Raw genomic sequence first — 24,645 nt, 5'->3', positions numbered from 1 at the left:
ATATATTTAAAATTCTACAATGTATCAATTAATTAATATCTAAATTTTTAAGATTAAATGATAATTGATGTATGTTGTATCTTTACTTAAGATGGTTTATTTAATCGGAATTTTTTCAGCTAATTATTCATTCTAAATCGGGATTCACTTTTCATTGATCAACAAATAGTTGTTTATTCCTTCCACTTAAAAAAAGTTTTTGATTGGAGATTTTTAAAAAAATTGAATTAATAAAAAATTATTAAGGGGTATTAGTAAGTTACACCCCAAACCATGACTCCCGGCTGACCATAGATTGACTTGAAATGGGTTAAACCAGCACCACCCATAAAGAAAAGTCTAGTGAACATGGAATCTTCAAGTTCTTTATTCATTGCAACAGAGATGTATGTGTTGTTTTGATTGATCAGTAATATTGAATACTGGCTTGAATTTGATACTACTGTCTGTGTTATGGTGTCATTGCTAATTATAGTTAGTTTGTGAGGTTGGATTACTAAACTACCATTTCCTGTTGTGAGTTCTGTTGATATTTGGTTCAATATTTGATTTGTATCGTTGGTTTTTATATTGTTGGTGTTAACTAATCCTGCAGATATGCTAGTTCCATTGGCTTGAGCAACAACTGCATTATTTCCGATGAGTAGTGTTTTATTATTTACAGTTGTGCTATTCATCTGCGCTGTTAGATACTGGTAGTTAGTACCATTATTGGATGTGAAATTCCAGCTACCAAAGTAAGACCACCAGCCTGCTTTTTGAATCATGTCTGAACTGGTAATTAAAACATCTGGCGTTGGGTTGTCCGGATGGGTGTACTGAACAACATTTTGTGCCTGTTCTGGTGTTAAACCATAAGTTGTGGTCATTATTGTTAATGCAGTTTGTTTATCAACACCAAGGATACTGCTAAGAATATCTGCACTCTTACCACTACTTTTGGTATAGTTATCTAGGATAAGTGGAGCCATATCTCCACTTGATGCAAGCATTCTAAGTATTCCTGCAGAAAGTGTTTCGTTACTTGTTAAAAGTGCTTTTCCAACCCAATATGCTCTTGGACTATTCTGGGATGAACCATCAAATGTAACAGGCCTATCTGCTACAGCAGTGAATAAATGTCCATAATCCCACCAAGAGGTAATAATTGTATTATTCGAAGTGTTATTTTTAACCCATTCAAGTGAATTAACCATTGAATCATCCGTACCCGGTACAACAGCGCTTGATATCCCATAAGCTGTTGCTACAGGCGAAAATGCAACTACAATCACAATTATTGCCATTACAACTGTTTGATATGAAGTGTTTGAAACATGGTCTTTTATATAATCATAGAGAAGTCCTACAAAAATACCTGCGCTGAGTGCTATTGGAAGAGAGAAGTTTTCTATGAATCTTACACCTTTAGTCATGGCATAAATAGTTATTAAAAGCCATATTGTGAAGAGTATGATATAGAAAATATAATTCCTTTTTTGATCTCCAATATCTGGTTTAATAATAACTTTTTCCGCTTTAGTTTCCGTATCTTCTTTTCTTCTACGATTAGGTTTTCCTCTTCTTCTTGGTTTTCTGGTTTTTTTCTCAGGTACTTCCTTCTTCTCTTTTTTGGTTCTTAAATTCAAACATAGAGCAATTACTCCGAAAAATCCGAAGAAAAATGGTAAATATCCACCAACTCCATTTATTATCTCAGATATTCCTGGTATCTGAAGTTCTGATACCGATATGTAAACGTTTGGATATGAGGTTGTTTGAACTGCTGCTTGAAGTTGGTTTACATTTATAGGTTCGGTTAATGCTCCCAAAAGGCCAGTAACTCCAAGAGATATTGCCATCAATATCATGCTTAAGATCAGAAATACGATCAAGGAGAAAACTTCAGGTTTGTCATTGAACCATGCTAGTCTGCCGTTTAATCCTTCGGTTGACTGTTTAGGTTTCAAATGGAATATATACTTGTTTACTATTAAATAAATCACTGCACTTGCAATAATTAAGTAGTAAATGTACCACCATCCCTGCCATGCCAATGTAAATATAAGCATTGAAATAGCTGCTAAGCTCGCGTAAATGGTTCTATTTCTAAAGTTATTTGCAAGAATGCTCATCACGAAGAACATTACAACAAGTAGCGGTATAAGCATGTTAAACATGTCTGTGTCAAAGAAACCTGCGAATGTGTGTGCAAAGTATGATGGTGCTAAACCCACAAGTAATCCTGCTGTTATTCCCCCATAATCATTAGTTATTTTTTTAACTAATAGATATGCAGGTATCACTGCCAGAGAAGCTATGAAAGCCCCTATCCAGAAGCTAACAGTTGCCAATGGCACTTTAGCAAATATATTGACAATTACATATCCTATTTCTGTTAGATATGCAATTAATGGAGGATATTCTGCACTTTTTCCTGCAGGGTATGACGAATGAAGATCCCATTGGGTTCCGTTTATCTTAGTATCTCCCAGATAACCATGATTAACAAGATCTTGAGTAAGTCTAAAGTTGTAGTATGAATCCATCTCACTGAAGTAGGGAAGTCCTGTTTGATCCTGATAGTATGATTTCATCTGATCAGGAACACCCCCTATATTTGCTGCTTCTGCTCTGATGGAAAACACCAATAAAAACAATAGAATAATAATAATCAATGATTTATATTTGAATAGCAGTTCTTTTGCACTCATATTTATCTCCTGTATATTACATGATCATTTTTGTTATAATTCATTGATTTGTATACTTAACAATTATATTTTTTGATTTTATAAGAATTAATAATTCCAAATGATAATCCATCACAATACAATAAGCTTTGATGATAAAAGAAAAGAATTTTTTAAGTTTGTTTGGGTTTTTTAGGTGTTCCTTTCTTTTTGGCTGTTTTTTTAGCACGTTTTCTCTTTGTTGCAGCCTTAGTTGGTTTTTTTGCACTAGTTTTTCTAGCAGATTTCTTAGTAGATTTCTTAGTAGTTTTCTTAGTAGTTTTCTTAGTAGTTTTTTTAACAGTAGTTTGACCTGTGGCTTTTTTAGCAGTTGATGTTTTTTGTTCACCCTCTTTCTCATCTAATGATTTGGTAAATCTGCACTTAGGAAATCCACTGCAACCAATAAATTCTCCATATCGCCCTGATCTTTTTATTAGATCGCTTTCACATTCTGGGCATGTACCAACTACCTCGTTGGTAGGTTCTCGATCGTCTTTACCACATTTGGGATCGAGGCACGCCCTCTGTCTTGGTTTACCAAATGAAATTAGAGGGAGTCCACATTCTTCACAAGTTGCTTTAAGAACCTTAGCACCCATTGGCATCGAATATGTAGATTTACATTCAGGATATCCGGAACACCCCACAAAAGTACTTCCTCGAGGAGAATCTATTAAAATGAGGTTTTGACCGCATTTACATTTTCCAACCACTCTGCTTTCCCTGTAAGACTTATACAGTTCTTCACCAATTACAAGTTTGTTCTTTTCAATATCATCAAGTATGGATGTAAGCTCAACCTTTGCTTTTTTTATAATCAGTTCTTTATCAACACTGCCTCCCATGATCTCTTCAAGTCTAGTTTCAAACTCTCTTGTAAGTTCTTCGCTTGTTATTTTGTTTGAGTACTCTTTCAGAGTATCTATAAGATGTTCTCCTAATTCATTGACCTTTATTTTCTTTCCTTCAACATATTTTCTATTGTATAAAATAGAAATAATATTTGCCCTTGTTGATTTGGTTCCTAAACCCCTTTTCTCAAGCTCTCTTATGAGAGATGCCTGGTTGTACCTTGCAGGCGGTTTGGTTTCCTTTTCTTCGCTTCGAACATCTTTAACAACAAGTGTTTCACCTTCCTTTATTACTGGAAAAACATCATCATCTGGTTTTCTAAATGGAGTTAGATCCATCCATCCCATTTTTGCCATTCTCTTCCTTGAGAAGTTGAAATCTTGATTTCCAATTTTAAGGTTGGTTTTCATTGATTCTAAAATTCCGTTTTCACCAAATACAGATATAAATCGATATGTTATGAGTTCGTAAAGTTTCCTATAATCGGTTGTTAACTCCTTCGGAATAACTCCTGTTGGGTGTATGGCAGGATGTGCTTCATCTGTTTTCTTTCCTTCATTTGGTTTGTAGGGTTTTTTCAGTTTAGCAACTTGATGTTTGAAAGATGCATTATAACTCAATTTTTTCAGTATTTTATCTACACCAATACTCTTTGGTAGTTTCTGTGAAGATGTACGAGGATATGAAGTATAACCTTCTGTATAAAGATTTTGTGCTATCTGTTGTGTCTTTTTAGGACTGAATCCAAAAACTGCGTATGCTTCTGATTGTAATGAACCCAAATCAAATGGAAATGGGGGTGCTTTGACAGTTTCTTTAAGATCTATTCTGTCTATCAATGCATCTTTACCTTCGCAGTCAGCAAATATCTCATCTGCAACAGATTTATCAAATATTTTACCTGCTTTATGATCTGCTGTGATTCCTTCTGCTATACCCGGCACTTCGAGATCAGCTTTGATCATCCAGTATGGTTCTGGTATGAATTTTTGAATCTCTTTTTCTCGTTCAACAAGAATAGCCAATGTAGGTGTTTGTACTCGGCCTGCAGAAAGCTGGATGTAACGTTTAGTGGCTTTCATAACCGAATCTGTTAGAGATTTGGATATATTTACTCCAAAGAGAAAATCAAGAACATGTCTTGCAATACCACTGTCAACCTGGTTGAAGTCTATATCCATTGGATTTTTATATGCGGCAGTTATATCTTCGTCTGTGAGGGTTGAAAATTTCATCCTAACAGCATTATCAAAGCTCTTTTCACCACAAGCATATTTTAAAGCATTATAACCTATGAGAGTACCTTCTATATCGTAATCACAGGCATGAACAAATTTATCTGCATTTTTGGATACCTTTTTTATGACATCGACATAATCCTTAACATACTTCTTCTGTTTATCCTTCTCATAGAGTGGAACCCACTCAACATCAAATAATCTAGCCTGTTTTTTATTTCGTGGTGCAAGTGAATATAAATGTCCTACTGCGGCCAGAACAGTGGTTTTATTACCATTCTCTTCAAACTCGTAATATGAAACCTTCTTATAACGTTTTTTAACTGAATTTTTTGAAAGAGCAGAAGCTATCTTCTCAGATGCCTTTGGCTTCTCGCATATTATGACTTCGTGCATTATATCACTCGTACAAACTGTTTAAAATAATTTTAAGATTTAATTAACGTATAATTGTGTAAATATCCTACATAGATCCTTATCAACAATTTAATATCCATATATTATTAATAATTTTAATAATGTAGACTTTGTATATTTAAAAGCATGGACATATATATAATATATCTCATTTGTGTTGTCTGACAAATATTTTTGTGTGATATAAACTTGTAGGCCAAACAATTAAATTCCAAAATAATTACATTTACAAGGTACATAAGGACAGTTGATTGAAAACTAATTCTAATATTGAAAATAACGATATTTAATACTATTAAATATTACTAAAGATAACTTAAGATTTATTTAAATCATTTAATTATTGAATCTCCTGAATTAATCAAATATTTGAAATGCTGACAATAAATAAATATAATTTTTATATCCTTAGAAAATTAGGGGAGATATACATGTTAATAGGCGTAATATCTGATACCCATATTCCTGAAAGAGCAACTAACATTCCTGAAGCAGTATTTGAAATATTTAAGGATGTAGAGCTCATTTTACATGCAGGGGATTTGGTTTCAACAACTGTACTTCATGAGCTAGAGAATTTGGCACCTACAATGTGTGTTCAAGGCAACATGGACCGGATGTATGGTTTGAAATTTCCAAAAAATGAGATTATTAAAGTCGATGATGTTAAAATTGGAATTGACCATGGAGAAGTTTATCCTAGAGGAGATACTCAACAACTTAAATACATAGGGCTTGAAATGGGTGTAGATGTACTAATAACAGGACATACTCATGTGCCATTTATTAAAGAAATTGATAAAATGATTCTCCTAAATCCTGGAAGCCCAACTGTTCCAAGAATGACAGATCCATCTGTTATGTTAGTTGAAGTTGATGAAAATGGTTTGGAAGCAGAAATCATTAAAATAGGAAATTCTACATGTAAATCACTTAATTTCAAAGGGAGGTGAATAATATGGGCAAAAAATGGAATGCAGAAAGGAAAAATGAACATTACTACAAAATGGCTAAAAAAGAACAATACCGATCTAGAGCCTCTTACAAACTTTTACAACTTAATAAACGTTTTAAAGTGATTAAATCCGGAGATAAAGTAGTCGATTTAGGAGCTGCTCCTGGTGGCTGGTCTCAAATTGCTCTTGAAGCAGTTGGAGAAGAAGGTATGGTTATTGGTGTAGATCTTGAGTGGATAAGACCATTAGATGATGAAAACTTTTATACAATCCGTGGCGACTTCACAAATGAAGAAATATTAGGACAAGTTAAGGATCTCATTTCTGGAATGGCTCAGGTTGTTATTTCCGATGCATCCCCTAAATTATCTGGAATTAAAGATATGGATAATCTAAGATCTGCTGATCTGGCAGACAATGCATTAAAAGTATGCGATCATCTTCTAATGCATAGTGGAAATTTTGTTTTGAAGGCATTTCAAGGAGCAGAATTTGAAAATATAGTGAAAAATATTAAAGAACGTTTTAAAACCGTTAAAACCACAAAACCCCCTTCATCTAAAAAGGGAAGTGTTGAAATGTACATTGTTGCCAAGGGTTTCAAAAGAATGTTCTGATGAATATAAGAAAACATATTTTAAATCGTATAAAACATTAAAAAGGGGATAACAAGTTAAACAATATTTACATCATACCCCTAACATTACTTAAACTAGTTTTAGCCACATTAAGCTGAGTTTGTGCCGCATTTATTCTTTTCTGCACTTCCTCTTTAGATTTACCCGAAGCTAATGCACTGTCAACATCATCAATTGCAGCTTTAGCCTTAACAAGTTCAAGTTGAGCATTTATGTAAGCAGTTTTTACATCAGAATTGCCTGATGCATCAACATTAGTCTTAAGGCCAGAATACTGCCCTTCTAAAGTGTTGTAATCTGATTTTAGCACTGCAAGTTGATCATAAGCTGTTCCACTACCTACATCAGAGTTAATAGTGTTCCCAATCGAATAAACACCTATGTAAACAAAGACAGCTATTGTTCCAAGAATCATTATGATTCCAAGTACTGATATGCTCATAGAAGTTGCTTTAAATAAGTTTAATCTTGATCTTTTCATTTTATCACCATTTAAATAAGAATTCAATCCATCATTTCAAAGTGAATCCCAATATTTTATTAGGATTTTAATATGAATGATCAGAATGTAATTTATAGATCATATGAATGATCATTTATTATCAGTGTATCCCATATATTAATTTGTTAAATTTAATAGTATGATTAGCCAATTTTTAAACTATATATTCTATGTGGATTATTAATTCTATTAACCTAAATTTTATGAAATACAAAGGAGCATATTATCTAAATGCCATCAATAACATCTACAGAAAAAGCTAAAGCTTCAGTTGCAAAATTTGAAGAGTTTTTCAGCACCAAATACAAAGATACAGTCTTTGAAGCTCTCGAAAAATACCCTGACGAAAGATCTGTGGTTATAGATTATTCTGAGCTAGAGATGTTTGATCCTGACCTTGCAGATCTTTTAATTGAAAAACCAGAAGAAGTTATTGACGCTTCACAGAAAGCCATTAAGAATATAGATCCACTGGGTAAAAATGCAGATTTACACATTAGATTTGAGAATGTAAGAAATAATATACAGCTCAGATTTCTACGAAGTAAATATATTGGTAAATTCGTTGCAGTAGATGGAATTGTTCGTAAAACTGATGAAATCCGCCCTAGGATAGTTAATGCATTATTTGAATGCAGAAGCTGTATGAGACTCCAGGAAGTGCCTCAGACAAGTAATATGATAAACGAACCAGCTCTGTGTCAAGAATGTGGTGGTAGATCATTCAAGTTACTTCAGGAAGAATCAGAGTTCATGGATACTCAGACAACTAAACTTCAGGAACCCCTAGAAAATCTTTCAGGTGGTGAAGAGCCCAAACAGATACTTGTTGTTATGGAAGACGATCTTGTAGACTCTTTAACTCCCGGAGATATTGTTAAGATAACAGGTGTTATGAAAACTGTTAGGGATGAAAAAACTAAACGTTTCAAAAATTATATTTATGGAAACTATATTGAACCCCTTGAACAGGAATTTGAAGAACTTAAAATAAGTGAAGAAGATGAAGAGGAAATTAAAAGACTTGCTGCAGATCCTGATGTTTATAATAAAATAATAAACTCAACAGCACCTTCAATACAGGGTTATCATGAAGTTAAAGAAGCTATTGCACTTCAACTCTTTGGAGGTTCTCCAAAGGAACTTGAAGACAAGACCAGAATAAGGGGAGACATTCATATTCTAATTGTTGGAGACCCCGGTATAGGTAAATCCCAGATGCTGAAGTATGTTTCTAAACTGGCTCCACGTGGAATTTATACAAGTGGAAAAGGTACCAGTGGTGTTGGACTCACAGCCGCGGCTGTTCGTGACGAATTTGGTGGATGGTCGCTTGAAGCAGGAGCCCTTGTTTTAGGGGACCGTGGTAATGTATGTGTTGATGAACTCGACAAAATGAGGTCAGAAGATAGATCAGCTATCCACGAAGCACTGGAACAGCAGACAATTTCCATTGCAAAAGCAGGTATAATGGCAACATTGAATGCCCGTTGTTCTGTATTAGCAGCAGCCAATCCCAAATTTGGACGTTTTGACCAGTATAAATCAATTGGAGAGCAGATAGATCTCCCATCACCAATTTTATCAAGATTCGATCTTATTTTTGTTGTTGAGGATAAACCAGACGTTGAAAGAGACACAAAACTTGCAGCCCATATACTTAGAATACATAAAGATACATCCATACCTTTCGAAATTGAACCAGAACTTCTTAGGAAATATATTGCATATGCAAGAAGAGAAGTAAGCCCTAAACTTACAGACGATGCTACAGCTGTGCTTCAAGAGTTTTACGTAGGTATGAGGGGTGGAGCTGCAGAAGAAGATTCACCTGTACCCATAACTGCTCGTCAGCTTGAGGCTCTTATCAGACTTTCTGAGGCCAGTTCAAGGATAAGGTTGGGTACTGAAGTAACTGGTGCAGATGCCCAGAGGGCAATTACAATACAACAAAAGTGTATGAAACAGGTAGGATACGATCCAGAAACTGGTAAACTTGATATTGACAAGGTTGAAGGTCGTCCAGCTAAATCAGACCGTGATAAAATCCGTTTAGTAACCGAAATAATTGGTGAACTTGGAGAAGAATATGGTGGAAGAACACCAAAAAACATACTTATAACTGAAATGTCAGACAGATACAATATGAGTGAAGATAAGGCTGAAGAAATTATAAAAATACTCAAAAGGAAAGGAATAATATTCGAACCTCAACAGGGGTACTATAAAATAGCTTAGGAACCTCAGTAGAAGTTCCTGAATTTTATATTTAATATTCAATCTATACAATCACTATTTATATAATATTAAGAATTTAAAACTCATAGAAGTTGTTATATAATAAAATAAATATTCTAAAAATCTTGAATGGATTTTTAAAAGGAGGTAATAAAATGGCTGATTATAATGAATTACTTGATAGGGCAATTGAACAGCTCCCTAAAAAGGTGGAAGAAACCAAGAGGTTTAATGTACCAAATGCTTATTCCATGATTCAGGGAAACAGGACAATGATACAGAACTTCACTGAGGTAACAGAAGCCCTCAACAGAGACCCTCAACATGTATTAAAGTTTCTTTTAAGGGAACTTGGAACTGCAGGGAATCTTGAAGGTACAAGAGCTATTCTTCAAGGTAAGTTCACACACTACCTTATTAATGATAAGATAGAAGATTATGTTAAACGTTTCATAATGTGTCATGAGTGTAACAGGCCAGATACAAAGATAATAAGAGAAGATAGGATTTTCATACTTAAATGTGAGGCCTGTGGTGCCAAAGCACCTTTAAAAACCCTTTAAAGAAGTTAAAAGCTTCTTCTTTTTTATTTTATTTATAAATTTTTATAATAAAATTCTAATTAAATTTAAAAGTGTAACAATGTTCTGTCCAAGATGTGGTAGCGAAGATGAAGATTTATACAATGGGATCTGCAAGTCTTGTTTTGTAAAAGAAGCTCAGCTCATAAACATCCCTTCTGATGTTGAAATAACTATCTGTGCACACTGCAATTCTCTCTTAAAAGGCATTAAATGGGAAGATTCTGAACTTGCAGAAGAAGATCTTGTTAAAATAGCAGTAATAGAAAACGTGGAAACACCCAACTATGTTGATAATTTAGAGTTGTTAGTTGACATATTAACTGTCAAAGGTTCTAACTATGAATGCATGGTTCATGCAAATGGAACTATTATGGGGATAAGTGTATCTGAGGATCATCGAGTAAATGTTAAAATAAAGAGGAGTATGTGCCCTGATTGCAGTAGGTATGCTTCTGGCTACTTTGAATCTGTTATTCAGATCCGTGCAGATAAAAGATTTCCTTCTTCTGATGAACTTCAAACCATTGACGACATAATAAGGACAAAAACTGGCGCATTATCTGTTAAAAATAGAATGGCATATATTTCAGACGTATCGGTTATTAAAGAAGGTGTAGATTATTATGTTGGTTCTTATAAAGCTGCAAGAAAACTTTCAAGCGCTATTAAGGATGTGATGGGTGGAGTTATGCAGGAATCACCACGTTTAGTTGGAAGGGACAAATCCCGTGGAAAAGATCTGTACAGGATATGGATATCTATAAGATTACCTAATTTCAAACAAGGCGATTTCATAAAATATGAAGGCCATATAGGGCAGGTTAAAGGTTTTGACGGGAGAAAAATTCTTCTTAAGGATCTTGAATCCTCCAATATTTGGTCGGTTATGTGGAAGGAATACAACAGGATCAAAGTTATTGCAAGAAGTTCAGATATTAAAATAACCAGTATCACATCTAAAACACCTAAATTTATACAAGTACTTCACCCTGAAACTTACCAACCAGTTGATATAGAGATTAATGATAGGATATCGGACTTAGAAATTGGAACTGAAGTTAAAGTTCTTGAAATTGAAGGAATTCTGTATATCCTTGGGAAATATAAAAATAATGCCAACTAAAAATGCTTTTATAGTCTAAACTAGATAATCAGTTTAATTCTAAATATCTATATTTTAACATTTATTTAAGATCAATCATGGTGATAATATGGACCTTGACTCTAAGATGGAAAACATTAAGAACGGCACTCTCGAAGTGGTGACAGAAGAAGAACTCAAAGAAAAACTCAATAAAGATAGACCAGTAGCCTACATTGGATACGAACCATCAGGAAATGTTCATTTAGGTCATGCAATCACTGTGAAAAAAATGATAGACCTTCAAAATGCAGGTTTTAAGGTTAAAATCCTTCTAGCTGATCTTCATGCATACTTGAATGGTAAAGGAAGTCTTGAGGAAATTGAAGAAATATCAAAGTACAATATGAAATGTTTCAGAGCCTTGGGATTGTCTGAAGATACAGAGTTCATATTTGGTTCAAGTTACCAGACTAAAGAGGATTATACCTACAAAGTATACGAACTTGCACTTTCAACAACTTTAACACGTGCAAAACGGAGTATGGCCCAGATAACAAGGGACAGTAAAGATCATAAGGTAGCAGAAGTAATATATCCACTTATGCAAGTTCTTGATATGATATTTCTGGAAGTTGATCTTGCACTGGGAGGCATGGAACAAAGGAAAATTCATATGCTTGCAAGGGAAAGTCTACCTAGAATGGGCTATGAAGCACCAGTATGTATACATACACCATTACTGCATGGAACAGATGGCTCAGATAAAATGTCGTCTAGTAAAGAAAATTATATTGCAATTGATGATAAACCAGATGTTATTAAAATGAAGCTCCAGAAGAGTTACTGTCCGCTTGGAATTGTTGAGGGAAATCCTGTAATTGAAATTGCGGACCATTTCATATTTTCAGAAGATAAAACACTTCTAATAGAAAGACCTGATAAATTTGGGGGAAACCTTGAAATTAGTTACAATGAGCTTTTGGATATGTACAGTAAGGAAGAACTTCATCCACTTGATCTGAAAAATTCTGTTTCAAAACGTTTAATAGAAATTTTGGAACCTGTAAGAGAATACCTTAAATAGAGTTAGTAATTTGATTGAAATAATATGATAATGATTATAATCTTGGAGGGAAAATAAATGGCAAAAGAGAAAGTTGAAAAATTTGAGATGAGGATTCCACCAGGTGTTACCGGGCAGATTATTGCTAATGTAATGGAAAATTATAATTTAGAGGTCAAACAGACAGATGCAGGGCCTGTTTTTCAGGGAGAAATTAAAGATCTTGAAGATGCACGTGATTATATTGTAAAAGCATTAAATGAGAGAATTCAAGAACTTGAAAAAAGATAATATAAAGAAAAATAGCTCTTTTTACTTTTATTTATTAATTTTATTCTTAGATGCACATGCCCAACTTATGGGCTATAACTCTTTTTATATCGTCGTGAACTTTGTTTAAACCGTTATTCGCGTTGACGACCATAAAATCTTCTTTATCTGCAAGTTCAAGATATCTATTCCTAATTTTTTTTAAGAAATAAACATCTTCAAATCTATCCTTGCCTTCACATCGTGAAATGGCCGTTTCAGGTTCTATATCCATTAACAAAACTATATCTGGCTTTTTTGCAAATTTATTTATCTCCTTAATCCATTCTGCTCCATTTTGATAAACAATGCTTGAGTAAAAACATCTATCGCTTAAAACTATTTTGCCTTCGTCTTCAGCTTCTTGTATTTTTTCCATTAAAATAATTCTATCAGCTGCAAAAAGGAGTGCAAGTGTTTTCTGGAAGTTTTCATTAGTTGCATTTGGATTTTGAAGCATTTTACGTATTAATCTACCTGCTTGAGAATCTGTTGGTTCAAAAACCCTTAATATTTCATGTCCACATTCATTAAGCCAATTCATAAGTAATTCTATTTGTGTTGACTTGCCTGATCCATCAATTCCTTCTAAACATATGTACATAACACAATATCTCCTAAATTATTAATTCTAAATTTAGTATTATAACCATTTATAAGCTGTTACTCTGAATCAAAACTGAAAAAAAATAAAATATTGAAACTTCATTCTCTAAAATCTAAATTTAATGTAATTGTAAGATTTTTTGACATTTTTGAAACTAACATACCCAGAATCAAATCCAAATTCTCTTATACATAAAAGAACTTCATAAATGACATGATATCGAATGACATTATTGGGCTGGTATTAGTCTACGGTTACATAGCCATATTACTGATTATATCTGAAAGATTTTTGAAAAAGTATCCAACATTTAGCAGGAAATTCCTTCATATAATGGTTGGAAATGTAATTTTCATATTACCCCTTTTCACGAGTCAATTTATAATCACTTTTCTTGCTGCCGCCCCATTCATATTTTTAACATTTTTAATGAGTCCTTATTCTCCAATTAAACTGAATGACCAGATATCTTCTTCGGGACATGGACTTGGACTTGTTTATTATTCAATATCTTGGACTATTCTAGCATTCTTCTTCTTTAATCAACCATGGATAATTGCAGTTGGAATAGTTGCAATGTCTTATGGGGATGGTATGGCAGCATTAGTTGGTGAAAATTTTGGCAAACATAAATACAAAATATTTGGTGATAGAAAAAGCTTTGAAGGTTCAATAGCAATGTTTTTAGTACTAATAGCAATGTTAGAAATAGTACTGGTATATTACAATGTTTCCATATCAACTATGGCCATTATACCCGTAGTGGCATTGGTAGCAACAATATTTGAAGGGATAACACCTAAAGGATTGGACAATATTACAGCATGTTTCTCTGCAGTTGGTACATATTTACTGTTAACATTGATTGTATTTTAATGGGTATACTCTGTTTCTGTAAAATTATCATTAAAAAATGAGGTAGATAAATGCGTTTTATAATAATAGATGGATTAGATGGTTCAGGAAAAGATACCCATGCAAATTTAATTCAAGAATACTATCTTGCAAAGGGGGAAAAAGTTATTGTACGTACACATCCATCAAAAGATAATGCCTATGGGATTAATGCTAAAAAAGCACTTTTAGGTCATGGAAAAATTAATCATATAAAAGCATCTATGTACTATACACTTGATGTTTTAAGATCTGTTCGAAAATATCATGGAAAAGCTGAAACTGTTATAATGGTACGATATTTGATGGGAGTTGCATATCTCCCTTTCCCTATTGCTAAATTGTTATACATGTTCTTTTCAACAATACTTCCAACTTCAAACTACATGTTCTTTTTAGATGTTGAACCTGATGAACTCCTTAATAGGTTGTTAAAACGAAATGAACACGAAATGTTTGAAAACTTAAATGACCTTATTAAAGTAAGGGGCAAAGCAATTGAGCTAGCAAAAAACTGGCATATCATTAATACTGGAAGAAAAATTGAACAAGCACAATTGGAGATAAATAAAATTCTTGATCGTTTAGATAATGAAATATTATCTCATAAATAAAAAAGCGGTATCCAATATTGAAATTATTACAAATGTGGGTGAGTATTCCTAAGATAAAATGTATTCTTTATTTGTTTATCTTCAACTAGTTGATCAACCCCCTAAATAGCTTTGGTTAATATCCCCAACATCAGAATATCCTCTAATTTCCCAGTAACCTTTGTATGTGGAGTTGTTGGATACTTCAATTTTTGTAACCCATTTTATCCATTTATAACCCCATTTACTCTCTGCAACAAGCATAAATGGGAATCCTCTCTCAGGAGGAATAGTTACATTATTCATTTTATAAGCCAGTAGTATCTGGTTATTGTTAAGATAACTAATTGGAAATGAAGTTGTGTAATTATCGTATGCATAAAATATGACCGTATTTCCGTTTGGTAAGGGTTTTGCTTCATTCAAAAGGTCGGATACAAGAAGTCCTTGCCATAATATTGTTACGTCCCATCCTTCAACACAGTCTAATTTTACAACCTTTTCATAGGAGGTATGGTTCAAAACTTCATCATAGGTATAATTTCTTGGATTTTGTACTAATCCAGTTACTTCTAAATGATAATTTGTTATATTAATAAATTGAGGGCCTTTTATGGAATTTTCACGAAAATCATTTACAGATGACAGTTTCTGACCTTGATAATTCTTAATCTCTACACCACTCAGTTTTACAGTTCTATCTTTTTGTAACTCGAAAGCAGCGAAAATAGCAACAGCAGCAATTAGTATTACAAGTAATATTATAATTTTCTTGTCCATACAAATAAACTCCTTAAAATCTAAATATCTTGGATTCAATGTAATTAATTCTCGTTAAATTTCAATTGTTATATTTGTTGTATATTTTACTTTAATTTTTTTAAAATATTGTATTATGATCAAATTTTATTATATTTTCAATTAAAATTATCACTAATAATATGGTTTTTATAATGAAAATTTTATGCATTAAGTGTTCTTTTTTACACTTGAAGTGTATGTCTTATCATAAATTATAATGAAAAGTTATGAGGTATATTTAGATAAAATTTAGTATAATCCAATTTTTTTCTTAAATATTACACCTATTTTTGAAATTCAATCCAAAATAAAGTAAATATAAAAATTAATAGATCCTAAAAAAAATATTTATTTAAATAAACATATTTTATTATCTTTGAAAGGTTTCTTTAATCTTAGCATCCATATCGTCGGAGTAATGGAGAGTTTTGGCTTCTGGTGTTTTAGGATCAATTGAAGACCCCCATCCGAGACTAACTGGCCCATGGTGACTCAATATCATATGCATAATTTGATTTGAAAGTTCTTTGGGTGTATCTAGTTTTTCCATTTTTTCTTTAACCATTTCACAAGAAATATATATATGATCAAGTAGTTCTCCTTCTTCCGAAATACTAATAGGCCCATTTCCATAGGTATAAGTTTTTATCTTTCCAACATCATGTAATAACACACCACAGAATAGTAAATCTTGATTAAGATCAGGGAATATTTCACATGCTGTTCTGCTTATCTTGAGAACTTCAACTGTATGATCTAAAAGGCCACCCACATAATTATGATGATGTACAATTGCTGCAGGTGATTTATAGAAGAGTTCTGTGAAATTCTTGTCGCAGAAAAAGGATTTTAAAAGATTTTTTAGGTGAGGATCCTTCATATCTTTTATAGTTCTCCTGATCTCACCAACTAAATCATCTGTATTATTTTCGGATGCCATTACAAAATCTTCAAGTTGATATTCATCATCATCTAATTCCGTTAACACATTAATAACCATGTTGAACTTTCCAGAATCACTTGGAAATTCACTAATTCTCCCCATTATTCTACAAACACTGCCCAGTTTTATTGAATCATGAACAGAGTCAACTTCTATAGGATGGGGAAACATTCGCCCATCCATCTGACCAGTTCTATCCACAATAGTTATATCAATGTATTTTCGTCCCTTCGCAGATGTTCTTATGATCTTTTCTGCTATAGCAAATTCAGATGATATATCCCTTGATAAATTTAAATTTTCTATAAAATCTTCCTCTTTTTTAGACATTATTAAACTTCCCTTGGTTTTGATTATTTATAATTATTTTTAATCTTTAGATTTATTTGTTTGCTATTTTAACTTGAAATTCTCATTATTTGGAAAATATTATGTGAAAATAATTGTAAATATAATAATATAACTCTAATTTGAAAATTTGTTATAATTGTCTACAGATCTTAAAGTTATTTACAATTTCAACTTCAAAATGTTTTGGATGTGAATTTTTGGATCAAGAATTGAATACTCAAAGAGGATGGTTAACTCTTATAATTGTAACTCTTTCAATTTTCACGATTGTTATTGATAAAACATTCATGAATGTGGCCATATCGTCCCTAATAAGAGATTTGAATACGAATATTGGGATGATCCAGATAATTATTGCTACATACTCCTTAACCATGGCAAGTTTAATGCTTATTGGTGGACGTTTACAGAATATACTTGGGAGAAAAAGAACATTTCTTACTGGGGCTACAATCTATGGTGTTGGAACCATAATAGCCGCTCTCAGTATTAATAGTTATATGCTACTGTTTGGCTGGTCAATACTCGAAGGAATTGGAGCAGCACTCATGATGCCCGCAACAACTTCCATCATCTCTGGAAGTTATGATGGTGAAAGAAGGGCATTCGCACTTGGAATTACAAGTTCAATGGCCTCTGGTGCAGGAACAGTAGGTCCAATTATTGGTGGTTTTTTAACAACATTTTACACTTGGAGATATGCATTTGGATTGGAGTTGATTGTAATAATTATTATTGTCCTATTTTCAAGGGAGATAACAAGATTTCCTCCTACAATGAAATGGGGAGAGTTAAATTTAGTTGGTGCTGTTAATTCCTCCGTGGGAATATTTCTCTTTGTTATAGGTATTTTATTACTTAACGATCCACAAACTTGGAATATTGCCCCATACCCAATTGTTATTGGAATAATTCTAATGATAATTTTTTACTTTAATCAGAAAAGTAGGATGAAACAGAATAAAGAACCTTTAGTTGATGTTTCCCTGTTTAAAGATCGTGGTTTTACTCTTGCAAATATTGCAAGGTTAATAATGAACTTCACAATAGGTGGTGTTTTATTTGTTATTCCAGTTTATTCCAGGGCGTTCTGGGCGCAGATCCTCTGACAACTGGTTTATCATTGATCCCCATGAGTGTTGCAATTTTCATAATGTCCTCTGCAGCAGGAAAACTTTCAACAAGAATACAACCCCGTTATATCCTTGCAATTGGCGCAGCATCAGCTCTTAGTGGTAGTCTTTATCTTAGTTTAATATTCAATCCTTATACCACAATATTGGACATGTTTCCAGGCATATTCCTTCTCGGAGTAGGTATGGGAATAGTCTTTCCCCACTCAGCTAACGTTATATTCTCTGTTGCCAAACGTGACCAACAACCAGATGCATCAGGAATTATGAACACAGGTATAAATCTTGGTTCATCTCTTGGAACTGCAGTATTGGGAGTAGTATTGATATTAGGAAGTTTTAGTGGCCTAGGTCTGGTTTTCAACAATCAGGCGGCAGTTTCAAGCACTGAGAAAATTACAGGCGTTCACCAATTATTTGAAAAATTAGAAATTGAAAATCCTGGTGACATTGATGAAAAACAAAAAATGCTTAAGATTCAAAAAGTCAACACCATGAAATTTGCATTTAATATTGTAAGTTTCGTATTATTTATTGGTTTGATAATATCACTTTTCATTCCCCTACAAAAAAAGAAACGAAAACATACAATAGATCCATTTAGTTCCCATATATAGAATATCAACTGGAATAAATTACAATTAAAATCTACTCTTTCATCAAATCGAATCTAATTCGTTCCAAAAAGGTTTGATATCAATAAGAGGAGATTCATCCAATGCATCTAACCATTTAACAGTTAATTTATTTTTATTGATATTTAAAAGTTCAACCAAACAAAATCCAATGGGATTTGGTCGTACAGGAGCTCTTGTTGAAAAAACTCCCCTTTTTTCTGTCTTTCCATGAGGAAAAACTTTTAATTTATCCCTTTCTGCCCTATCTTGCCAATATAAAATTATTAAATATTTATAATTCTTTAAACCTTCAAGTCCATCTATGAATTCGTTGAAAACCGTGATAATACTGGTTTCATCCGAATATCGACCTTGCCTAGGTGAATCGTTCTTTAGTTTGTAGGGAGAGTTTATTATTCCTATTGATTTTAGTTTGATATCCATAAATATCACTATTTATAGTTTTATAGGGAATTAACTGAATTTAAAATATTCAAATTTTCAATATATCATATGTATTATGTTTGGTATAATTGGTGATCCCAATGCAAATGCAATGAAAACAATTGCCATACCGATTTTAATTCTTTTTGAAACTATTCTAGTATTTTCAATTGACTGATTCTGCAATATAGAAACTGCACATGCAATGAAAAGCCCCATTGCAAATATTAGAACGATTAAATAGATTACATTAAAAATACCTATGAAATAAAGAGCAGGACTTGTTATGCTCGCCAAAATCATAAAAAATGCTGCTAAAATAGATGAAGCACGCATCCCAAATTGAATTGGGAAAGTTTTAGCCCCTTCTGCACTATCTCCTTCAACGTCTTCCATGTCTTTAACAATTTCTCTAGCCATTGTCATGAGGAAGGCAAAAAATCCTAGAAGTATTGAAATGATAACTGCATCTAAAACAAGACCTGCAAAAACAAAACATAGACCTGTTAAAAATGCAATGCTTAAATTTCCTATTAAAAGTGATTTTTTGAGACGGTATGCATATAAAAACATTAAAATGGCACTTAAAACTACGATAATTCCCGGAATAGGACCAATTATAACTGCCATAATTGTGGATATTATAAATAATGTAATAGAGTAAATTGCAGCTGTTTTTAAAGAAATTCTTCCTGAGGGTATGGGTCTTTCAGGTTTATTTATGGCATCTATGTTGTGGTCAACATAATCATTAATAACATTTCCTGCCCCAGTAAATATGAAAACAATAAAACAAGCTATGGGTACGTAAATTGTGAAATTTCCAACTATAATCGCCACTAGTAGTACTGCAATAACCCCCATAAGGGCATTAAATGGCCTGAGTATTTCTAAATATGCATTCATTTTATTACACCTGAATCTTTTAACATTTATTTTGATTTGTTGACCTAGCTTTTATCATTATCCATTAATTTTCATTAAAAAATTTTAACACTTCGGAGGTCTAATAATAATTCTGAGGAAAAATTATGGCTAAAAATTATATACCCGAACTTCTGGCACCAGCAGGGTCAATAGATGCATTAAAAGCTGCAGTTAATGCAGGGGCAGATGCTGTTTATATTTCTGGTAAAAAGTTTGGTGCTAGAAAATTCGCAACTAACTTCACAGATCCTGAAATTGAACAGGGTTTAGAATATGCAAAACTTAGGGGTGTTAAGATTTATGTGACAGTAAACACCCTTGTAAATGATTCAAAGTTACTATCTGTTGCAGAATACTTGATTTGGCTTTATAAAATAGGTGTCGACGCAGTGATAATACAAGATCTTGGCGTTGCAAGTTTAGCAAAAAAACTAGTACCTGATCTAGATCTTCATGCTTCTACCCAAATGACAATCCATAATGTTCCTGGAGTTAAATGGGCTTCAAAATTCGGTTTCAAAAGGGTTGTTTTATCCCGGGAGCTTGGAATTTTAGAGGTTGAGGAAATAATAAAAAAAACTAAATATCTAGGAATAGAAATTGAGATATTTGGCCATGGAGCACTATGTTACTCTTACTCCGGACAGTGCTTATTATCTTCATTTATAGGGGGAAGAAGTGGGAACAAAGGAATGTGCGCCCAACCTTGCCGTAAAAAATATACATTGCTTTCAGGAAAAATTGACCAATACGGCAAACCATTGGCTCTTCATACTGTAGATATTAAGGATAAATACCTTCTTTCAACACGAGACTTGGCATTGTATCAAAATTTAGATACTATATCAAAAATTAATTTAAACTCTCTGAAAATTGAAGGTAGAATGAGGTCTCCGGAGTATGTTGCATTGGTTGTAAATATTTACAGAAAAGTTCTTGACTCAATATCATCTGGTAACTGGAAGCAAAATTCTGATGATATTTCCAAATTGAAATTAGCCTTTAATCGGAAATTTACTGGAGGATATTTAACAGAAAACAGTGCAGAATTAGTTATGGCTCGTGATTCGCCAGGAAATAGGGGTCTTTATATCGGACAAGTCCAAAGATACGATGAAAAAACTCGGACAGCAATTATAAGTATTAAAAACAAATACAAACTCGAAATAGGCGATGGTATTGTTTTCAAATATTCTAATGACAATAATGAAAAAACGGTTAAAAGAACAAATAAATTTTTTAAAACATATGGAATGGCCATAGAAAAATCACCAGTGCATAAAGGAGATAAATTAATATTAAACGTAGGAATGCCAGTAAAAACTGGTTCAAAGCTGTATCTTACTCGTTCAATATCCTTAAATCATGAGGCAAATAAAATTATAAAAAATAGGACTAGTCCTTCAATTCCTATAGATATTGTAATGTGGTGGGACACTGATCTAAAAGCACATTTAGAGGGAGAATTTATAGGATTCAATGATAATAAATGTAAAATTCATTTAAAATCATCTTTTAAAATGGAAAAAGCGATTAATAAACCATTAAATCCCGAACAAATTGAAAAACAGCTTCAAAAAACTGGGAAAACACCGTTCATCCTTCGAAAAGTTTCCATCAAATATCCGGGTGATCTTTTCATATCCCTCAGTAAATTAAATAATTTCAGAAGAGAATTTCTAGAAAAATCTCAAATTGAACTTCTTTTAAGTTACAAACCCTCTCAATCTCATGTTCAAGAAGCATGTGAAAGGTTTAATAATATTAAAAAGTTATTATCCTCCTCAATGGAACAATTTGTAGGAATAGATAATGATAATACACCGATAGATCTTGCAGTTTATGCAGATAGTCTGGATACTGTTAAAGGAGCATTGGAAAGCGGGGCCAATAGAATTTACTTCGAAGTTCCCCCTAAAAATTTAAATATTTTATGTTCTGATTCCAAAAATCTCAATTCAATGTATGATGGTTCTATAGATGAAGCAGAAATAGAAAGAGTTGTTTCGGTTTTAAAACTTATTTGTGAATTGTGTAAAAAAGATAGGACAGAATTTATTTGGAAATGGCCACAAATAACCCACCAATATCAAATTAATCAATATTATACAATTTTAAAACAGTTATCAAAAGATTTCCATGGTATTATGATTGATGATATAGGCGTTGCAGAAGAAGTAAAAAAAGTTATGCCTAACTTGGTAATATATGGATCTGCAGGTCTTAATATCTGGAATAAACAAACAGTTTTACAGCTTATAAAAATATTTAATACCATTACACCCTCTGCAGAACTGTCTAAAGAAAATTTAAGAAAGATTATTAGTAGTTCGAGGTTAGATGATTTGAAAACCAATTTTGAATTGGTTGTTCAAGGAAATGTTGATACACTTGTTACAAAGGATTGCTTATTCTCTTTGGTTCCAAAAAAAGATATTAAAGATATTGAAAATGAATTTTGGGGAATTCAAGACGAAAAAAAGCAAATTTTTCCTATAAAGATTGATTTAGAAGGACGAACACATATCCTAAACTCTGTAGAACTATGTTTAATTGATCATCTCCATGAAATTTCTCAAATGGGTATTAATTCTATTGTTATAGATCTCAGGACTAAAACATATCATTATTCAAGAGATATGATAACAATTTACAAAAATGGATTGGAATATATCAATAGAAAAGAGAATTCCGGAAAAAATATGAATAGACTTAAATCTAAGATTAAAATCATTTCTACGGGGGGAATCACAACAGGAAACTTTTTAAAAGGTATTAAAGAGTAAGAATAGTTTAAAAATTCCTTAACCTACAGAGTTTATTCTTTAAAAATAAAAAAATCTATTAATTGGATCAATTTTTGATTCTAGTTAACAGTTTATTAATAAAGTTAGATTTAGATAGAGAAATTTAAACTTATATCAATACCAATATCCTCAAAAAACAAAGAAATAAAAATACACAGAATTATTTCCTTGGAGATAAATGATATTAACTAACAGAACTTATTCTGTTGTTAATAATACTTTTGACACGATGTCTTTGGCTATTTTACTATTTTTTAGATTTACTTGTCCAATATATTTTCTGTTGGGAATTCTTGGCAAACTATTTCCTTTGATTAAATGCCCGTTGAATATAATATTATCTGGTGTACCTCTGCAATTTGAGGCCCATATTTTAACCAGTGTTGAATAGCTAACTTTTTCTTTATGTTTCATTACTGCATAGGTTATTATGTTACGCCTGTTAATTCCCCATCTATCTGTAGTTTCTAAGCTTATAGCTGATGATACAGGGTTAGATGTAGAGATGTAACCATTTCTATAATATGCTGGATGATTAGGTACACTAACATATTGTCCTTCGTGCATTTTAAAGACAGTCTTTTTTACACTCCCACCATTATATATAACAAGACCTAACGTATCATCTGGTGATTTAATTACAAAGTGTCCTATTCCCATTCTCTTCAAAATATTATACGCTTTATTTACCGTATTAGATGTTATATGGCCCGAAGTTGAAGTTCTCCCTGCTAAATTTTCAAGTTCTTTATTCAAGCTTGGAATATCTGATCCTCCAGATGAGACTATCCAACCATTACGTGCTATTATTGTGTGAAAGAAATAGCCATTAGTAGTTTTATACTCTTTGATCGCATATTTCCCATACCATTTTAATTGGATAAAATGAATATCTGCAGAGTATGTAGAATCTCTTCGGAAAGAAAATACATCATAACCCTTTTTAACATGTAATAGTACTGAACAACATCCATTTTTGCTTGTTTTAACTTGCACTTTGGGTGTTATTTTTTTAGTTTTTGATGAATGAATTTTTTTTGTTATTTCTATGTTTGATTCATACTTTGAAGAATGGATCTGAGGATTTTTTGAATTGTTGCTTGCAGCTGCTGAACTGCCAATAAAAAATAGCATCAGAAAAATTGTTAATATTATTATTTTCTTTTTATGAAAGATTGTATCACCTCTATAAAAAGTATAATGTAAAAGTTTTAATATATACTTTTAACTATTGAATAAAATAGTTTTTTATGAGATTTCTAGATAAAATTATTAAATTTTGATTAATAATTAAAAAAATTGTGTTACTTATTTTGATTTTTTTTAATGAGAAATTTTTAATTAAATAGTGGAATAAATAATATATGAAAGTATAGGAATTATTATAAGGTTTATCTTGAAATTTAAGTGATTAATCCCTTATTCAAAAAAAAATGTTTAAAATATAAGAATTATGATACGAAATTTTTTATAAAATATTTCTGTTTGTGCAAAGCTATGGTGATAAAAATGCGTGTGTTCAATCTCTTAAAAAATAGGATAGATGAGATGGAAGATAAAGAAGATATTGACGGTTTAATCGATGCATTGAATGATAATGATGAGAATATACGCAAAGAAGCTCTGATGGCTCTTGAAAGAATAGGAGACCATCGTGCTACAGAACACATAATGCAATCGCTCAAAGACCCGGATAAAACCATACAAGAAGAAGCAATAACAGCACTCGGAAGGATTGGAGACAAAAAAGCAGTACCATCACTCATACAAACTCTCAACAGCCCACAACTAGGAATCAGATGGAGATCAGCAGAAGCACTAGGCAAAATAGGAGACACCCAAGCAACAGAACCCCTCATACAAACACTCCAAGACCCAGATAAAACCATACAAGAAGAAGCAATAACAGCACTCGGAAGGATTGGAGACAAAA

General features: G+C 32.4%; 22 protein-coding genes. 13 read left to right on the top strand and 9 right to left on the bottom strand.

Annotation, left to right across the window (positions count from 1 at the left end; genetic code table 11):
* Positions 1 to 251 precede the first annotated feature (251 nt).
* Together K8N75_RS07995 and topA are read right to left on the bottom strand one after the other, a co-directional pair.
* Positions 252 to 2,693, bottom strand: coding sequence for a dolichyl-diphosphooligosaccharide--protein glycosyltransferase subunit STT3 (locus tag K8N75_RS07995; RefSeq protein WP_223791560.1), 2,442 nt, complete (start codon positions 2,691 to 2,693; stop codon positions 252 to 254).
* 152 nt (positions 2,694 to 2,845) lie between these two features.
* Complete coding sequence (gene topA, locus K8N75_RS07990) at positions 2,846 to 5,200, bottom strand: DNA topoisomerase I (RefSeq protein WP_223791559.1); 2,355 nt, start codon at positions 5,198 to 5,200, stop codon at positions 2,846 to 2,848.
* Between the two features lie 452 nt (positions 5,201 to 5,652).
* Between topA and K8N75_RS07985 the strand changes: the two genes are divergently transcribed.
* Complete coding sequence (locus tag K8N75_RS07985; RefSeq protein ID WP_223791558.1) at positions 5,653 to 6,174, top strand: metallophosphoesterase; 522 nt, start codon at positions 5,653 to 5,655, stop codon at positions 6,172 to 6,174.
* Between the two features lie 5 nt (positions 6,175 to 6,179).
* Positions 6,180 to 6,794 (top strand): RlmE family RNA methyltransferase, encoded by a 615-nt coding sequence (locus K8N75_RS07980; protein ID WP_223791557.1) that lies wholly within the window; start codon positions 6,180 to 6,182, stop codon positions 6,792 to 6,794.
* Positions 6,795 to 6,861: 67 nt separating this feature from the next.
* On the opposite strand, the gene K8N75_RS07975 is transcribed toward K8N75_RS07980, so the two are convergent.
* Positions 6,862 to 7,296, bottom strand: a complete 435-nt coding sequence (locus tag K8N75_RS07975) for a hypothetical protein (protein WP_223791556.1) — start codon at positions 7,294 to 7,296, stop codon at positions 6,862 to 6,864.
* A 261-nt stretch (positions 7,297 to 7,557) separates the two neighbouring features.
* Here K8N75_RS07975 and mcm point away from each other — a divergent pair, with 261 nt between their 5' ends.
* The 5 genes from mcm (at position 7,558) to K8N75_RS07950 (ending at position 12,577) form a co-directional block, all read left to right on the top strand.
* The gene (gene mcm / locus K8N75_RS07970) at positions 7,558 to 9,555 is read left to right on the top strand and encodes a minichromosome maintenance protein MCM (protein ID WP_223791850.1); all 1,998 of its coding nucleotides are present in this window, start codon (positions 7,558 to 7,560) and stop codon (positions 9,553 to 9,555) included.
* 155 nt (positions 9,556 to 9,710) lie between these two features.
* Positions 9,711 to 10,118, top strand: a complete 408-nt coding sequence (locus tag K8N75_RS07965) for a translation initiation factor IF-2 subunit beta (protein WP_048191342.1) — start codon at positions 9,711 to 9,713, stop codon at positions 10,116 to 10,118.
* A 79-nt stretch (positions 10,119 to 10,197) separates the two neighbouring features.
* Positions 10,198 to 11,262 (top strand): 60S ribosomal export protein NMD3, encoded by a 1,065-nt coding sequence (locus tag K8N75_RS07960; RefSeq protein WP_223791555.1) that lies wholly within the window; start codon positions 10,198 to 10,200, stop codon positions 11,260 to 11,262.
* Between the two features lie 88 nt (positions 11,263 to 11,350).
* Positions 11,351 to 12,307: a tyrosine--tRNA ligase gene (locus K8N75_RS07955; RefSeq protein ID WP_223791554.1), complete on the top strand. Its 957-nt coding sequence runs from the start codon at positions 11,351 to 11,353 to the stop codon at positions 12,305 to 12,307.
* A 57-nt stretch (positions 12,308 to 12,364) separates the two neighbouring features.
* Entirely contained in the window at positions 12,365 to 12,577 is a 213-nt protein-coding gene (locus K8N75_RS07950; protein WP_223791553.1) for a hypothetical protein, read from the top strand.
* A gap of 46 nt (positions 12,578 to 12,623) precedes the next feature.
* On the opposite strand, the gene tmk is transcribed toward K8N75_RS07950, so the two are convergent.
* Entirely contained in the window at positions 12,624 to 13,199 is a 576-nt protein-coding gene (tmk, locus tag K8N75_RS07945) for a dTMP kinase (protein ID WP_048191347.1), read from the bottom strand.
* Positions 13,200 to 13,415: 216 nt separating this feature from the next.
* Between tmk and K8N75_RS07940 the strand changes: the two genes are divergently transcribed.
* On the top strand, positions 13,416 to 14,078 hold the full coding sequence (locus K8N75_RS07940; RefSeq protein ID WP_223791552.1) for a diacylglycerol/polyprenol kinase family protein: 663 nt from the start codon (positions 13,416 to 13,418) through the stop codon (positions 14,076 to 14,078).
* 50 nt (positions 14,079 to 14,128) lie between these two features.
* Positions 14,129 to 14,710, top strand: coding sequence for a nucleoside/nucleotide kinase family protein (locus K8N75_RS07935; RefSeq protein WP_223791551.1), 582 nt, complete (start codon positions 14,129 to 14,131; stop codon positions 14,708 to 14,710).
* Positions 14,711 to 14,803: 93 nt separating this feature from the next.
* Here K8N75_RS07935 and K8N75_RS07930 read toward each other — a convergent pair whose 3' ends face one another.
* Together K8N75_RS07930 and K8N75_RS07925 are read right to left on the bottom strand one after the other, a co-directional pair.
* The gene (locus K8N75_RS07930) at positions 14,804 to 15,469 is read right to left on the bottom strand and encodes a molybdopterin-dependent oxidoreductase (RefSeq protein WP_223791550.1); all 666 of its coding nucleotides are present in this window, start codon (positions 15,467 to 15,469) and stop codon (positions 14,804 to 14,806) included.
* A 391-nt stretch (positions 15,470 to 15,860) separates the two neighbouring features.
* Positions 15,861 to 16,763: a 3'-5' exoribonuclease YhaM family protein gene (locus K8N75_RS07925; protein WP_223791549.1), complete on the bottom strand. Its 903-nt coding sequence runs from the start codon at positions 16,761 to 16,763 to the stop codon at positions 15,861 to 15,863.
* Between the two features lie 218 nt (positions 16,764 to 16,981).
* Here K8N75_RS07925 and K8N75_RS14100 point away from each other — a divergent pair, with 218 nt between their 5' ends.
* Both K8N75_RS14100 and K8N75_RS14095 read left to right on the top strand, forming a co-directional pair.
* The gene (locus tag K8N75_RS14100) at positions 16,982 to 17,893 is read left to right on the top strand and encodes an MFS transporter (RefSeq protein WP_255590874.1); all 912 of its coding nucleotides are present in this window, start codon (positions 16,982 to 16,984) and stop codon (positions 17,891 to 17,893) included.
* Positions 17,894 to 17,916: 23 nt separating this feature from the next.
* The gene (locus K8N75_RS14095; protein ID WP_420830721.1) at positions 17,917 to 18,534 is read left to right on the top strand and encodes an MFS transporter; all 618 of its coding nucleotides are present in this window, start codon (positions 17,917 to 17,919) and stop codon (positions 18,532 to 18,534) included.
* A gap of 42 nt (positions 18,535 to 18,576) precedes the next feature.
* On the opposite strand, the gene tsaA is transcribed toward K8N75_RS14095, so the two are convergent.
* Positions 18,577 to 18,978, bottom strand: a complete 402-nt coding sequence (gene tsaA, locus K8N75_RS07915) for a tRNA (N6-threonylcarbamoyladenosine(37)-N6)-methyltransferase TrmO (RefSeq protein ID WP_223791548.1) — start codon at positions 18,976 to 18,978, stop codon at positions 18,577 to 18,579.
* 57 nt (positions 18,979 to 19,035) lie between these two features.
* The gene (locus K8N75_RS07910) at positions 19,036 to 19,884 is read right to left on the bottom strand and encodes a UbiA family prenyltransferase (protein WP_223791547.1); all 849 of its coding nucleotides are present in this window, start codon (positions 19,882 to 19,884) and stop codon (positions 19,036 to 19,038) included.
* A 125-nt stretch (positions 19,885 to 20,009) separates the two neighbouring features.
* Here K8N75_RS07910 and K8N75_RS07905 point away from each other — a divergent pair, with 125 nt between their 5' ends.
* A complete protein-coding gene (locus tag K8N75_RS07905; protein ID WP_223791546.1) occupies positions 20,010 to 22,691 on the top strand; it encodes a U32 family peptidase in 2,682 nt (893 codons plus the stop codon).
* A gap of 219 nt (positions 22,692 to 22,910) precedes the next feature.
* On the opposite strand, the gene K8N75_RS07900 is transcribed toward K8N75_RS07905, so the two are convergent.
* Positions 22,911 to 23,846 carry a hypothetical protein gene (locus K8N75_RS07900; protein ID WP_223791545.1) on the bottom strand — a complete coding sequence of 312 codons (936 nt, stop codon included), beginning with the start codon at positions 23,844 to 23,846 and terminating at the stop codon, positions 22,911 to 22,913.
* 375 nt (positions 23,847 to 24,221) lie between these two features.
* Between K8N75_RS07900 and K8N75_RS07895 the strand changes: the two genes are divergently transcribed.
* Positions 24,222 to 24,645, top strand: a 424-nt coding sequence (locus K8N75_RS07895; protein WP_223791544.1) for a HEAT repeat domain-containing protein, incomplete at its 3' end; no start/stop codon positions are given.

Source organism: Methanobacterium spitsbergense (assembly GCF_019931065.1).
In the GTDB taxonomy this organism is placed as follows: Archaea; Methanobacteriota; Methanobacteria; order Methanobacteriales; family Methanobacteriaceae; genus Methanobacterium_B; species Methanobacterium_B spitsbergense.
This window is presented reverse-complemented; position numbering and strand designations above follow the sequence as displayed.

What these genes read in the sequence shown, in the direction of transcription:
- K8N75_RS07965 (WP_048191342.1), top strand. Translation starts at nt 9,711, where the DNA reads ATGGCTGATTATAATGAATTACTTGATAGGGCAATTGAACAGCTCCCT.
- K8N75_RS07975 (WP_223791556.1), bottom strand. Translation starts at nt 7,296, where the DNA reads ATGAAAAGATCAAGATTAAACTTATTTAAAGCAACTTCTATGAGCATA.
- K8N75_RS14095 (WP_420830721.1), top strand. Translation starts at nt 17,917, where the DNA reads ATGAGTGTTGCAATTTTCATAATGTCCTCTGCAGCAGGAAAACTTTCA.
- K8N75_RS07960 (WP_223791555.1), top strand. Translation starts at nt 10,198, where the DNA reads ATGTTCTGTCCAAGATGTGGTAGCGAAGATGAAGATTTATACAATGGG.
- K8N75_RS07935 (WP_223791551.1), top strand. Translation starts at nt 14,129, where the DNA reads ATGCGTTTTATAATAATAGATGGATTAGATGGTTCAGGAAAAGATACC.
- tmk (WP_048191347.1), bottom strand. Translation starts at nt 13,199, where the DNA reads ATGTACATATGTTTAGAAGGAATTGATGGATCAGGCAAGTCAACACAA.
- K8N75_RS07900 (WP_223791545.1), bottom strand. Translation starts at nt 23,846, where the DNA reads ATGCTATTTTTTATTGGCAGTTCAGCAGCTGCAAGCAACAATTCAAAA.
- K8N75_RS07910 (WP_223791547.1), bottom strand. Translation starts at nt 19,884, where the DNA reads ATGAATGCATATTTAGAAATACTCAGGCCATTTAATGCCCTTATGGGG.
- K8N75_RS07985 (WP_223791558.1), top strand. Translation starts at nt 5,653, where the DNA reads ATGTTAATAGGCGTAATATCTGATACCCATATTCCTGAAAGAGCAACT.
- K8N75_RS07930 (WP_223791550.1), bottom strand. Translation starts at nt 15,469, where the DNA reads ATGGACAAGAAAATTATAATATTACTTGTAATACTAATTGCTGCTGTT.
- K8N75_RS07955 (WP_223791554.1), top strand. Translation starts at nt 11,351, where the DNA reads ATGGACCTTGACTCTAAGATGGAAAACATTAAGAACGGCACTCTCGAA.
- K8N75_RS07905 (WP_223791546.1), top strand. Translation starts at nt 20,010, where the DNA reads ATGGCTAAAAATTATATACCCGAACTTCTGGCACCAGCAGGGTCAATA.
- topA (WP_223791559.1), bottom strand. Translation starts at nt 5,200, where the DNA reads ATGCACGAAGTCATAATATGCGAGAAGCCAAAGGCATCTGAGAAGATA.
- K8N75_RS07925 (WP_223791549.1), bottom strand. Translation starts at nt 16,763, where the DNA reads ATGTCTAAAAAAGAGGAAGATTTTATAGAAAATTTAAATTTATCAAGG.
- tsaA (WP_223791548.1), bottom strand. Translation starts at nt 18,978, where the DNA reads ATGGATATCAAACTAAAATCAATAGGAATAATAAACTCTCCCTACAAA.
- K8N75_RS07950 (WP_223791553.1), top strand. Translation starts at nt 12,365, where the DNA reads ATGGCAAAAGAGAAAGTTGAAAAATTTGAGATGAGGATTCCACCAGGT.
- K8N75_RS07980 (WP_223791557.1), top strand. Translation starts at nt 6,180, where the DNA reads ATGGGCAAAAAATGGAATGCAGAAAGGAAAAATGAACATTACTACAAA.
- K8N75_RS07940 (WP_223791552.1), top strand. Translation starts at nt 13,416, where the DNA reads ATGATATCGAATGACATTATTGGGCTGGTATTAGTCTACGGTTACATA.
- K8N75_RS07995 (WP_223791560.1), bottom strand. Translation starts at nt 2,693, where the DNA reads ATGAGTGCAAAAGAACTGCTATTCAAATATAAATCATTGATTATTATT.